This window comes from Emticicia sp. SJ17W-69 (assembly GCF_051209875.1).
Lineage (GTDB): Bacteria > Bacteroidota > Bacteroidia > Cytophagales > Spirosomataceae > Emticicia.
Window position 1 is genome coordinate 4,793,339 of the sequence record NZ_JBNTQY010000001.1, and the last position, 12,327, is coordinate 4,805,665.

Annotated in this window: 10 protein-coding genes; 5 read left to right on the forward strand and 5 right to left on the reverse strand. The window is 34.9% G+C overall.

Annotated elements, in window-relative coordinates; genetic code table 11:
- The first annotated feature begins 76 nt into the window (after positions 1–76).
- The gene (gene pfkA / locus ACQUQZ_RS19630) at positions 77–1,051 is read left to right on the forward strand and encodes a 6-phosphofructokinase (protein ID WP_435356787.1); all 975 of its coding nucleotides are present in this window, start codon (positions 77–79) and stop codon (positions 1,049–1,051) included.
- A gap of 79 nt (positions 1,052–1,130) precedes the next feature.
- On the opposite strand, the gene ACQUQZ_RS19635 is transcribed toward pfkA, so the two are convergent.
- Positions 1,131–1,859: a YdcF family protein gene (locus ACQUQZ_RS19635; protein ID WP_435356788.1), complete on the reverse strand. Its 729-nt coding sequence runs from the start codon at positions 1,857–1,859 to the stop codon at positions 1,131–1,133.
- 225 nt (positions 1,860–2,084) lie between these two features.
- Here ACQUQZ_RS19635 and ACQUQZ_RS19640 point away from each other — a divergent pair, with 225 nt between their 5' ends.
- Positions 2,085–3,527 (forward strand): thioredoxin-like domain-containing protein, encoded by a 1,443-nt coding sequence (locus tag ACQUQZ_RS19640; protein WP_435356789.1) that lies wholly within the window; start codon positions 2,085–2,087, stop codon positions 3,525–3,527.
- 72 nt (positions 3,528–3,599) lie between these two features.
- Here the strand turns inward: ACQUQZ_RS19640 and ACQUQZ_RS19645 are convergent, their stop codons facing one another.
- Both ACQUQZ_RS19645 and ACQUQZ_RS19650 read right to left on the reverse strand, forming a co-directional pair.
- A complete protein-coding gene (locus ACQUQZ_RS19645; RefSeq protein ID WP_435356790.1) occupies positions 3,600–4,682 on the reverse strand; it encodes an aminotransferase class V-fold PLP-dependent enzyme in 1,083 nt (360 codons plus the stop codon).
- A 190-nt stretch (positions 4,683–4,872) separates the two neighbouring features.
- Positions 4,873–6,108: a M16 family metallopeptidase gene (locus ACQUQZ_RS19650; protein WP_435356791.1), complete on the reverse strand. Its 1,236-nt coding sequence runs from the start codon at positions 6,106–6,108 to the stop codon at positions 4,873–4,875.
- 155 nt (positions 6,109–6,263) lie between these two features.
- Here ACQUQZ_RS19650 and ACQUQZ_RS19655 point away from each other — a divergent pair, with 155 nt between their 5' ends.
- Positions 6,264–7,355 carry a glycosyltransferase family 4 protein gene (locus ACQUQZ_RS19655; protein WP_435356792.1) on the forward strand — a complete coding sequence of 364 codons (1,092 nt, stop codon included), beginning with the start codon at positions 6,264–6,266 and terminating at the stop codon, positions 7,353–7,355.
- A gap of 105 nt (positions 7,356–7,460) precedes the next feature.
- Here the strand turns inward: ACQUQZ_RS19655 and ACQUQZ_RS19660 are convergent, their stop codons facing one another.
- Positions 7,461–8,087 carry a LysE family translocator gene (locus tag ACQUQZ_RS19660; RefSeq protein WP_435356793.1) on the reverse strand — a complete coding sequence of 209 codons (627 nt, stop codon included), beginning with the start codon at positions 8,085–8,087 and terminating at the stop codon, positions 7,461–7,463.
- A gap of 277 nt (positions 8,088–8,364) precedes the next feature.
- Here ACQUQZ_RS19660 and ACQUQZ_RS19665 point away from each other — a divergent pair, with 277 nt between their 5' ends.
- On the forward strand, positions 8,365–9,195 hold the full coding sequence (locus ACQUQZ_RS19665; protein ID WP_435356794.1) for a universal stress protein: 831 nt from the start codon (positions 8,365–8,367) through the stop codon (positions 9,193–9,195).
- Between the two features lie 70 nt (positions 9,196–9,265).
- Here the strand turns inward: ACQUQZ_RS19665 and ACQUQZ_RS19670 are convergent, their stop codons facing one another.
- Positions 9,266–10,462 carry a hypothetical protein gene (locus ACQUQZ_RS19670; RefSeq protein WP_435356795.1) on the reverse strand — a complete coding sequence of 399 codons (1,197 nt, stop codon included), beginning with the start codon at positions 10,460–10,462 and terminating at the stop codon, positions 9,266–9,268.
- A gap of 414 nt (positions 10,463–10,876) precedes the next feature.
- Between ACQUQZ_RS19670 and ACQUQZ_RS19675 the strand changes: the two genes are divergently transcribed.
- Positions 10,877–12,319: an acetyl-CoA carboxylase biotin carboxylase subunit gene (locus ACQUQZ_RS19675; RefSeq protein ID WP_435357666.1), complete on the forward strand. Its 1,443-nt coding sequence runs from the start codon at positions 10,877–10,879 to the stop codon at positions 12,317–12,319.
- Positions 12,320–12,327: the final 8 nt, after the last annotated feature.

Consider the following 12,327-nt stretch of genomic DNA (forward strand, 5'->3'; position numbering starts at 1 on the left):
TTTTGTGGCTATGGGATTTTTTGTCGTACAAAAAGGCTCCAACAATATACTAAGTCAAATTAAGTAGATATATAAGATGAAACGAATAGCAGTTTTTACTTCTGGTGGAGATGCCCCTGGCATGAATGCTTGCATTAGAGCAGCAGTTAGGGGAGCCTTGTATCATGGATTGGAAGTCTATGGAATTAGACGTGGGTATAACGGAATGATTACAGGTGATCTTTTTCAGATGAATTCACAATCGGTGAGTAATATAGTTCAACGAGGAGGAACCATGCTAAAGTCGGCCAGAAGTAAGGAATTCATGACACCCGAAGGTCGTAAGAAAGCTTATGAAAATCTAATGAATGCAGGAATCGAAGGATTAGTTGCCATTGGAGGAAATGGAACTTTCACAGGAGCAGAGGTTTTCTTTAATGAATACGAAATCCCAACAGTTGGCTGTCCAGGAACAATTGACAATGACCTTTATGGTACTGATTATACGATTGGTTTTGATACTGCAGTAAATACTGCCTTAGAAGCTATTGATAAAATTAGAGATACAGCCGACTCACACGACCGTGTATTTTTTATCGAGGTAATGGGTCGTGACTCAGGCTATATTGCCATTCAATCGGGTATTGGTGGAGGAGCAGAAATTGTGATGGTTCCTGAAACACATACTCCGCTTAAAAAAGTGGTAAGTACATTAAAAGAGGGTTGGAGCCGTTCAAAATCTTCATCTATTGTGGTTGTAGCAGAAGGAGATGAAGAAGGACATGCCACTGATATTGCCGAAAAAATAAAAGGTCAAGTAGCTGATAAGTTAGATATTCGAGTAACTACGCTTGGACATATTCAACGTGGTGGCACACCTACTGCTTATGACCGCATTTTGGCAAGCCGATTAGGGCTTGGTGCAGTCGAAGGTTTAATTAAAGGCTATAAAAACGTAATGGCGGGTGTTGTCAATAATGAAATGGTTTATACGCCATTTATTGATACCATCAAAAAACCAAAACCTATTCATGACGATTTACTAAGAATGGTACATATTTTGAGTTTGTAGTCTATTAATGAATGAGTATTGAAAAGGGAGAATTGAAAATTAGTTTTGTTAAATTTTAATTCTCCATTTTCAATTAATATTAGAGCCATCCCATTGCTTTATAAACCCAATACCCCATCATTTCCCGAAAAAGCCAATATGAATATCCAAAACAGGCCTCATTAGGAAATAGATTTGAAGGTAAAAATTGTCGTTCATGTGAATAGTAATTTGCTCCATAAGGTGTTACATTGATACCCATTTTTTCAAAACATCGAGTTGCCCTTTTCAAATGAAACCCTGATGTTATCAAAATGACGCTTTGATTAAGGAATTGCTTCTTCAGTATTTTTGAACAATTTATCGCATTCTCTCTTGTATTTCTTGAATGAGATTCTAAAAAAATACTATCACTCGGTATTCCGCTAAAAATCAAATAATTAGCAATTTCTTCTATTTCCCTTTTTTTACTTTCGCCCAAAATACTAATATTTCCACCACTAATTAGTATTTTATTTATCTTCTTGTTTTTATATAAAAGAACTGCTTGCCCAATACGGTCACTGGATATTCCCAAAAATATATTCTCTTTTGGCAATTTATCTTCTTTGGTTGCTCCACCTGTCAGAATAATACCTATATCATGCGGTTTGACCGTCGAAATGGGTGTTGGAGCAACTTCCCACCAAAGCATTAATTCATTTACCAAAAATGGATTTGTGAATACGTAAAAAAAAATAAATGCCGAAATGGTTAATTTTTTCGATTTGGTACGATTTTTTGTATAAATAGCATAAACAAGCAAAATGCTAAGAATACCTCCTGGCATTAGTAGAAATGTGAAAAATTTGGAAACAACAATATAAAACATCGAATTTCGTTAGAAATGCTATTAGCAATTAGCGTTTAGCTATTAGTTAAAATAACATATATTTGTTTTCATTTTAAACGATAGCTAATCGCTAACCGCAAATTAACAACCATTTAACAACAAGGAATAAATTAAGCACTTATCTTTGTAAAAATATAATAAATGCCTAAAAATCACCAAAATATGCGAATCAGTTACTTATATTTAAAGAGTCTTTTACTCTTTTGTGCTCTTATTTTCTCAACAAATACTTTTGCTCAAGAATTTGGTCACTCTATCAAAGTACGTATGAAAGGCGTTACTGAAGGAAAAACTTGCCATTTAGCACACTTTTTTGGGTATAATCAGTATATAAAAGTTGACTCGGCCAAGGTAATTGGTGGAGAATTAGCATTTCAAGGCAAGGATCCACTCAAAGGAGGAATTTATTTGATAGTCCTTTCACCTTCAAAATACTATGATTTTGCGATCAATGGCAAAGAACAATTTATAGAAATAGAAAGTGATACAAGTGATTTTGTAGGAAATGTAAAATTTAAAGGCTCGAAGGAAAATGACATCCTTTTTGGCTACCGCAAGTTTTTACAAGCAAAAAGCAAAGAAGCTGAAAGTATCAATACAATGGCCAAAGATCCCGCTTCACAAGAAGCAGGTCGTAAGAAAATGGAGAGTATTCAGAAAGAAGTGGATACTTTTATGAAGGATATAGTAAAAAACAATGAAGGAACATTTGCCGCAAAGGTTATTAAAGGAAATATGGAACCTGAAATGCCAACAGTTTTACCAAAAAAAGCCAACGGCCGCCCAGATTCAACTTATTTGTTTAATTATTACAAAAATCACTTCTTTGATAATATTGATTTGACAGATGACAGATTATTGCGTTCACCATTTATTCATACCAGAATAGAACGTTATTTCAAAGATTTAGTCTATCAAACTACAGATTCTGTCAATCATGATGCCGACAAAGTATTAAAATTAACAAAAAAGAATCAAGAGGTCTATCGTTTTGCTTTATGGTGGGTTACAAACAAATACGAAAACAGTGAAATCGTCGGTCTTGATGGTGTTTTTATTCATTTAGCTGAAAACTATTACTTGAAAGATGCTGATTGGTTGGACTCAACTCAAAGAGCCAAATTTAAAGAAAGAGTTGATATTTTGAAGCCTTTGCAAACAGGTTTAGTATTTCCAACTTTGGTAGTTTCTGATTCTTTAGGACGAGAGTATAATCCTATGCAAAGCAAAACTAAATATACCATTGTACATTTTTATGACCCTGATTGTGGACATTGCAAGGAATCAGCTCCAAAGTTGATGGAATTTTATAATGCCAATAAAGCAAAAGTTACTATCTATAATGTGAGTATTGCCTATGACAAAAAGAAAATAAGTAATTTTGTATATACTTATAAAACAGGACCTTTACTCAATCTTTGGGATGCAAAAGGCAAGTATTATTTCCGAAATAATTTTGATGTGTACTCTACACCAACCAATTATATTTTGGATAAAGACAAAAGAATCATCGCTCGCCGAATACCAGTTGAAAAATTAGAAGATTTTATCAATTTCTATGAGCGTCAGCAAATACAAAAACAAGCAGAAAATCAAGGGAAGTAACGCCTGTATAAATTAAAAATAAAAAACTGGAATAGTACTATTCCAGTTTTTTATTTTTAAGAGAATCAACATTTACTCCATTTTTTTCAACTCCTTCAAAAGCATGTCAATTTGCTCCATTGTATTTGAAGGAAAATTTGAAATCCTGATTTGCGTATCTTTGTTTGGGCCATAACCGCTACCCACAATCATATTTTTTTCTTTCAACTTTTCAATAATACTTTTCGACGATTTTTTGGTATTAGCTACTACTACTGTCTTTGAGCGATGTTCTGCATTTTTGACAGCAATGCTACATAAATTACTGGTTTCTAAGTATTTATATATTTTTTTTGATTTTTCTTCAGTCTCTTTTCTGATATTATCGATACCTGTTTTATTCATATCTTCAGCAACTTTTCCAAGCAAATAAATACCAAAAACATTAGGCGTTGCAGGTGTCTCAAAGGTTTCATAATTTTTCCAAAGTGTTGGCAAGTTATTATGAGCACCAATGGTTAATCCTTCGTATTTTGAAAGTCTTTTTGCTTTTTCGAGACATTTTTCATTAGCAATCCAAACACCCAAACCCGCAGGCAATCCAAACGCTTTTTGGACTGAAAAGAAAGCTGTATCAACCAAATCTAAATCTATCTCAGGAATAGGTGCAGAAGAAACCATATCAACCGCCATCAAGCGTTTTTGGTTGCTTCGTTTCAATTTATGGATGTCGGCTTCACGCATTTGTACGCCTGTACTTGTTTCGTTCTGAGTGACACAAATCAACTCGGCATATTCAGGGACTTCCACTTCTCCATAACTAAAACCCTCTCCTATCGGTTTTTCTTGTTTATGGGCATATTTTTGAGCGGCAATGGCATATTTATAGAACTTATCGGAAAATGACCCATTGACTAAATGGAAACTTTCGTGTTCAACCAAGTTCATTAAAATTCGTTCCCAAACCTCTGAAGCAGAACCAGTAAAGAAAATACCTGATGAATCGGGGATATTCATTAATTCCCGTAGATTTTCAACACAATGTTGGTAAATCTTTCGAAACTGACCACTTCGATGTGAAATTGAACCAATTTGTTCGTCAAGGGCTTGACGTGTGAAATCTTCAAATTTAGGATGAAGTTCGGCAGGGCCAGCGGTAAAATAAATATTTTTCATCGTGATTTTTGTTTCGGAGAGGTCAAAAATAAAAAAAGTCAACGAAAGAGTTATCCTGTTGACTGTAAATGCTTTAAAAAGTATAACTCTTTCTTGATAATGTGATAGGAGTTAGGAGATGGGTTTTAGGATTTAGGAGTTTAGTTGAAAAAAAACTAATATCTATCTCCTAAATCCTAATTCCTAAAATCTAATTTTCTGGTAAAAATGTAAGATAACTCAATTGAGTTTCATCGAACATTTCTTGGGTTATTTCCTGTAATTCGCTTGCCTCAATTTTTTTAATTTCAGAAAAAATATTTTCCAGCGATTCTACTTTTCCTACATCTAAAATGCTCTTCGCCATCATCAACATAAAGTTTTGATTACTCTCTTCGGCCATTGCCAATTGTCCCATCAATTGTTCTTTGACCGTATGGAGTTGAAATTTCCCTAAAGGTTTCTCTTTCAACACTTGCATTTCTTTCAAAATCAACGCATTGGCTTTTTCAAGGTTCGACTTATCAGTAGCAAAGTAAATCCCCAAGAAACCAGTATCGGTAAATGGCGAATAAGTAGCATCAATGCCATAAACCAAACCAAATTTTTCTCGTAAAGTCATATTCAATCGAGAGTTCATACCCGGTCCACCAAAAAGATTCGTAAGCATAAAAAATGGTAATCGACGTTCATCGTGCATCGAATATGCTTGCCGACCAATTGCACAATGAGCTTGTGTTATTTTTTTAGCAACCGTAACTCTTTTGGCTTCATAACTGTTTGGTGGAATGCGTTTTACGTCTGTTTTTTTGGCAGGAATATCTTTTAAATATTTTTCCGAAACACGAATCGCTTTTTTGAAAGTGATATTTCCAACCACCGCCAAAACAATTTTTTCGGTGTCCATATTTTCTGCAATAAAAGCCTGTAATTGCTTTCGAGTGAAAGATTTTACACTTTCTTGCGTACCTAAAATATTGGCACCAAGTTGATGATTAGCAAAGATGATTTCATCAAAATCATCTTGTAAAGCATCTTCAGGAGAATCTTGGTACATCGACATTTCTTCTAAAATCACACCACGCTCCTTTTCGATTTGGTTTTCTGGAAAAACAGAATCAAAAGTAATATCAGCCAATAATTCAACCGATTTTTCGAAATGATTATCTAAAACAGAGGCATAAAAACATATCTTTTCTTTGGTCGTATAAGCATTTAGCTCCCCTCCTACTGACTCTAATCTATTAATAATGTGGTAAGATTTGCGTTTTTTCGTACCTTTGAAGGCCATGTGTTCCCAAAAGTGGGCAAGCCCTACTTGATTTGGTTTTTCGTCACGGCTGCCCATGTCGAGCATTAAACCGCAATGTACAACTTGCGTATAAGGTACTTGTCGGTGGGCAATTCGGATGCCGTTAGGCAATGTATGTATTTGATATTCAGTCATAAATTAAGCTTTTAGCAGTGAGCTTTGGCTTTTAGCTAAAAAAATAAAAAATATAGTTTTAAATGCTATTTTGAAAGACATTTAACACTAAACGCTAATGGCGAAGGGCTATTAGCAAGTATAATAATTGACAAAATTAAGCAAAAGATAGTTCAATGCGTATAGGTTTTGATGCAAAAAGGGCTTTTAATAATTATACAGGCTTAGGCAATTACAGTCGGTTTATCATTGAATCACTGCTTAAATATGCTCCACAGCATGAATATTTGGCATATACCCCGAAACCACCACGTGATAATAAAGGCCTAAAATTATCACCAAAACTGCCTACTACTCTCGTGGGTGGTGGACTTTGGCGGAGCTGGCTTATTAATAACGATTTGAAGAAGGATAATGTTGATGTTTTTCATGGATTGAGTAATGAAATTCCTTTTGGAATTAAAAAGTCAGGTGTAAAATCAGTCGTGACAATTCATGATTTGATATTCTTGCGTTATCCCGAATTATATCCTTTTATTGATAGATTTATCTATAATAAAAAGTTTCGATATGCTTGCGAAAAAGCGGATGCGATTGTGGCAGTGAGCCAACAAACGAAAGAAGATATTATGGAGTTTTACAAAATTCCACCAGAACGCATTCGAGTAATTTATCAAGATTGTCAAGAAATATTTCACAGAAAAAACCCACCCAACCCTCCTCAACAGGGAGGGCTTTTAAAGAAGTATTCTGTAAATAAGCCATACATTCTATGTGTTTCGTCTTTTTCTGAAAGAAAGAATCAAAAGCGTTTGATAGAAGCTTTTCAACAATTGGGGTTGAAAGATCATGAATTAATTTTAGTGGGTGGAAAATCAAAATATTCTCAACATATTTTGGAAAATACACCTTCAGGAGTCAGGGGTTTATTTAATGTACCCTCTTCTGACTTACCAACTTTATATCAAGGTGCTGAATTGTTTATTTATCCTTCTTTTTTTGAAGGTTTTGGTATTCCTATAGTTGAAGCCTTGCATAGCGGTGTGCCTGTGGTGGCAGCAAGTGGTTCATGCTTGGAAGAAGCTGGTGGAGATGGTGCTTTGTATGCCAATCCATTAGATGTCAATGATTTGGCTGATAAAATAAAACAAGTATTAACAAATTCAGCTTTACGAAATAATTTGATTTTGAAAGGCAAAGAGCATGTAAAACAATTTTCAGGTGAACGAATTGCAGGGCAATTGGTGGAGCTTTATAAGGAATTGTAGAGCAAGTTTTCAACTTGCTCTATTTTATCCCCTGATCCTGTTATCACAACAACGGCTAACACACCGACTGAATATAAATTCAGCCAAACTTCTCTCAAATAAAACTCACCTCTTCAAAGCAATCTGCAAGCCTAAGAGTATCAAAATTATTCCTGAAACTTTGTTTTGTATTTTCCAAAAACGCTGAAAATTGCTCAACTTCGCAACCACTTTACTGAAAAGCAATGCAATTAGCACATTGACCAAAGTTCCTGAGAAATTAAACCAAAGTCCTAAAAATAATATTTGAGAAGTAACATTATCGGACTGATTGTTAATAAATTGCGGCAAAAAAGCCAAGAAAAAAAGCGATACTTTCGGATTAAGCATATTGGTTATTGCTCCTTGCCGCAAAATTTTGAGATTGGTATTTTTATCATTTTCATTTTTACTAAAAATCATAGTTGATGGTTTTTCCATAATGCTTTTTACACCAATATAAATCAAATAGGCCGCTCCCGCATAACGAATTATATTAAACAGTATCTCTGATTGTTTAATGATAACCGAAAGACCTACCACCGAAGCAAAAATGTGTAGAAAACAACCTAAACCAATGCCTAAAGCTGCAAATATGCCTGCTTTAGTGCCTGTTAAACTTCGAGAAATAACAAAAATCATGTCGTTTCCAGGCGTTATATTGAGCATCAAAGCTGCCAAAGCAAAAAGTGTAAATTGTTGAAAATCAGGCATTTATTTATTGTTTTGAAAAATCATTTTTGAAACACATCTAATCTATAACTCAACAAAAATACCTATTATTTGATAGGAAGAAAATGATAAGCTATTAAAAACAATTTAGATTTTATTCTAAAAAAAATGATAAAACTCATTATTAAAGATGAGATAATCTATGTATGTTCCCTTACAAAGATCATTTTAGAAGAGAACAGTTATCATACCAAATGTAGAATTTTAAGTGAAATTTTGTATCAAAATCATGAAGTTTCATCTAAATATCTCATAAGTTATGAAAAAAATTCTTGTTCCTACCGACTTTAGTCCAATAGCTAATAACGCCCTTGATATTGCCGTTGATATTGCTCGCTACAATGGTGCAAAAATTGAATTACTCAATGTTAAAATGTATCCTGTTGCTGATGTAGGGGCATATTATTCGCTTTACGGTGCTTCTGGATTTACAATAGATGAAAAAACATGGGCAGATGTATTGAAAGCGGCTAAATTGGAATTAAACAAACTCATTGAAAAATATGAGGATGTTAGCATCAAACCACTTGTTGAAGAAACAGCGGGCGATTTTGTGTCATCTGTTCTCGAACATAAAGCAGACCTTATTGTGATGGGTTCAAATGGTGCTGATGGTTTGAAAGAACTTTTTAGTGGATCAAATAGCGAAGAAATTGTTCGTTTGGCATCTTGCCCTGTCTTAGTTGTCAAAGGTAGTGTAAAAACCTTTGCTCCAAAAAAAGTTGTGTTAACTATTGATTTTAGTCATGAGAAATTCCTAAAGAAAGCCTTTAATAATTTACCTCTCAAGGATGCCGAGTTACATTTTCTGCATGTTGATACAGGTTTAAAAGCAATAAATTATAAGGAAGATGATGACAAAATGCACAAACTTGCCAATAAAATTGGACTAAAAAATTGCCAATTTGAAATCCTTAATGCTGCTACAGTTGAATATGGCATTTTAGAATATACAGAAAAAATAAATGCCGACCTAATAGTCATGTACACACATGGTCGTAGGGGAATTAGTCACTTTTTCAATGGCAGTATTGCCGAAGATGTAGTGAATCATTCTGATGTACCAGTCTTTACTTATGTTGAAGCATAAAAATTTATTCACAAAAAAAATGCGTAGAACGTGCTACGCATTTTTTTAACTATCTCTGCTATCCATTAATTTAATTTCTTCTTCCTCTGCCTTCTGATCGACCATTATCTGAAGGTAAACTTTCACTTCTTCCTCCACGGCTTTGACGCTCTTGACTTGGAGCTGATTCTACGCTTCTGCTTGGTCTTTCGATGTTTGGACTGCGTTCGCCTCTGCCTATTCTATCACTTGATTCTTGAGTATTTGGAAATGAACGCTCGCTTCTGCTATTATCCACTCCGCTTCCTCTTCCATAAGTATCTGAGCGGGGTTCTACGCTGCTATTAGGTCTATTTCCACGACTTTCAAAACCACCATTGTTATTTCCATTTCCTTGTGGATAGGTATTTGGATCTACATTGCTATTGGGTCTGTTTCCACGGCTTTCAAAACCACCATTACTATTACCATTTCCTTGTGGACGAGTGTTTGGTTCTATACTACTATTAGGTCTTCCTCCACGATTTTCATAACTCCCATTGTTATTGCCATTTCCTTGCGAGCCTCTACCGTAATCATTCGATGATGGTTGTGAGTTTCTGTTATTGTCATAACCACCTCTCGAATTTCTGCCATAATCATTAGAATTTCTGTTGTTATCATACGTTCTTCGGTCATTTCCTCTTGGATTATTGTACCTACCATTATTATTGCTATAACGGCTTCTTTCAGAATAATGCTCACGACCGATACGGTTATTATTATTTCTATACCAACCATTGTATTTTGGAATAGGAACATATCCTAATCTGATACTACCAAAACCTCTTTTATCGAATCTATAAAAATCATAACCTCCTTGATAATACCATCTGCTATAACCACGATAATCACGACCCCAGCTATTAAATCCATAGAAAGTACGATCATAATCATATAATTCTAAACCTACTTGACGATTAAGATAAGTGATATCGTCCCAAACTTCTTGTTGTTCCCAAGTGCTATAAACGCCATCCGATTGATAAGCATATTCTTTACGCTCAACATTTTCTAATTGATTATAAAGTCGGTTGGCTTCATTTCGAGTAATTTGCCCATTTTGAATACCATTACTTATTCTTACCCTCACATCCCAATGCCAATCAAACTCATCATCATAGTAATATCTATCATCATTATAGCTATCATAACCATTGTTGTAGTCATAACCTTGATTGCCGTATTGTGCATTTACCGATGAAATAGTTGCCATTACTATTATTGCGGCTATCATGAATTTTTTCATCTTCTTTAATATTTTGGTTGATTTATACGTTAGATGCAGAAATGTATCAAAAGGTTTGTTTCGTTTTTGTTAATCGAATGTTAATAGCATATAACACACTCATTATCAATTCTTTAAATGAAATTCTATAAGTAGTTTTTAGGGAAAAATAGTTATATATTTGAACCTTATTGATATGAATAATTACTAATTAAAACCCATCCAAATCAATAACATTTCTTATCTATTTCATTTTTGCAAAGTTATCGGAGATATTATGAATGAATTTCAATAAATTCGCAACGCTTGATTCATTTTTTAAGAAACTTTCATGTAATCAAAGCATTTTTTGATACAACATAACCAATTGAGATAGTGATAAAGACCATAAGAAAAATCCTCATTGCGAATCGTGGCGAAATTGCTCTGCGTGTCATGCGTACGGCTCGTGAAATGGGTATCAAAACAGTAGCTGTTTTTTCGGAAGCTGACCGTAATTTTCCACACGTTAAATATGCTGACGAAGCTGTTTGCATTGGGCCAGCTCCATCAAAAGAATCCTATTTGCTTGGAGATAAAATCATTGCCGTTGCTCAACGCTTGGGTGCAGATGCTATTCATCCTGGTTATGGATTTTTATCTGAAAATGCTGAATTTTCTCGTAAAGTACAAGAAGCTGGCTTGATTTTCATTGGACCTTCTCCAGAATCAATTGAGGTAATGGGTGATAAATTATCATCCAAGCACGCCGTAGCAAAATACAATATTCCTATGGTTCCTGGCACACCAGATGCAATCACCGACCGAGTGGCAGCCAAACAAAAATCTGCCGAAATTGGCTATCCTGTTTTGATAAAAGCCAGTGCAGGTGGTGGTGGAAAAGGTATGAGAGTAGTAGAAAATGAAGAAGAATTTGATGAACAAATGGATAGAGCTGTGGGAGAAGCTATTTCTTCTTTTGGAAATGGAGCTTGTTTTATCGAAAAATATATCACCAAACCAAAACATATCGAAATTCAAGTTGTAGGTGATAAGCATGGAAATGTCGTTCATTTTTTTGAACGTGAGTGTTCAATTCAACGACGACACCAGAAAGTAGTGGAAGAAGCACCTTCGTCGGTTTTAACGCCCGAAATTCGTGAAGCAATGGGGCAATGTGCTGTAATGGTAGCAAAAGCCTGTAATTATTACGGAGCAGGCACAGTTGAATTCATTGTCGATGAAGATTTGAATTTTTATTTCCTTGAGATGAATACTCGTTTACAAGTCGAACATCCTGTTACAGAGATGATTACAGGAATTGATTTAGTAAAAGAAATGATTTGGGTTGCTGAGGGAAAACCTTTGAGTGTCAAGCAAGAAGATTTAAAAATTAATGGGCATGCGATTGAAGTACGAGTTTGTGCCGAAGACCCTATGAACAATTTCCTACCCGATGTTGGTAAACTCCAAACATACGTGCGTCCGCAAGGCAATGGTGTACGAGTAGATGATGGCATAGAAGAAGGAATGGAGATTCCTATTTACTATGACCCTATGATTGCCAAATTGATTGCTTATGGAAAAGATAGAAATGAAGCCATCGAGAAAATGCTTCGAGCTATCGACGAATTTAAGATCACGGGAGTGGCAACGACACTTCCTTTCTGTACATTTGCTTTAAAACACGAAGCATTTGTAAGTGGAAAATTCGACACTCGCTTTGTCGGTTTATATTTTACTCCCGAAGTGATACAAAAAGAAACTGACCAAACTGAACTTGAAATTGCAGCAGTTTTGGCAAGTCAATTATTGAAAAATAGACAAGCTCCACAAACAATTGCCAGTGTTCAACCAAATAGCCAATGGCGGAAGAATAGAGCTTCTTTAAGAGGGTAAAACCTATA

Excerpts from the sequence above, each read along its gene's own strand:
- pfkA (WP_435356787.1), top strand. The coding sequence starts at position 77 with ATGAAACGAATAGCAGTTTTTACTTCTGGTGGAGATGCCCCTGGCATG.
- ACQUQZ_RS19635 (WP_435356788.1), bottom strand. The coding sequence starts at position 1,859 with ATGCCAGGAGGTATTCTTAGCATTTTGCTTGTTTATGCTATTTATACA.
- ACQUQZ_RS19640 (WP_435356789.1), top strand. The coding sequence starts at position 2,085 with ATGCGAATCAGTTACTTATATTTAAAGAGTCTTTTACTCTTTTGTGCT.
- ACQUQZ_RS19645 (WP_435356790.1), bottom strand. The coding sequence starts at position 4,682 with ATGAAAAATATTTATTTTACCGCTGGCCCTGCCGAACTTCATCCTAAA.
- ACQUQZ_RS19650 (WP_435356791.1), bottom strand. The coding sequence starts at position 6,108 with ATGACTGAATATCAAATACATACATTGCCTAACGGCATCCGAATTGCC.
- ACQUQZ_RS19655 (WP_435356792.1), top strand. The coding sequence starts at position 6,264 with ATGCGTATAGGTTTTGATGCAAAAAGGGCTTTTAATAATTATACAGGC.
- ACQUQZ_RS19660 (WP_435356793.1), bottom strand. The coding sequence starts at position 8,087 with ATGCCTGATTTTCAACAATTTACACTTTTTGCTTTGGCAGCTTTGATG.
- ACQUQZ_RS19665 (WP_435356794.1), top strand. The coding sequence starts at position 8,365 with ATGAAAAAAATTCTTGTTCCTACCGACTTTAGTCCAATAGCTAATAAC.
- ACQUQZ_RS19670 (WP_435356795.1), bottom strand. The coding sequence starts at position 10,462 with ATGAAAAAATTCATGATAGCCGCAATAATAGTAATGGCAACTATTTCA.
- ACQUQZ_RS19675 (WP_435357666.1), top strand. The coding sequence starts at position 10,877 with ATGCGTACGGCTCGTGAAATGGGTATCAAAACAGTAGCTGTTTTTTCG.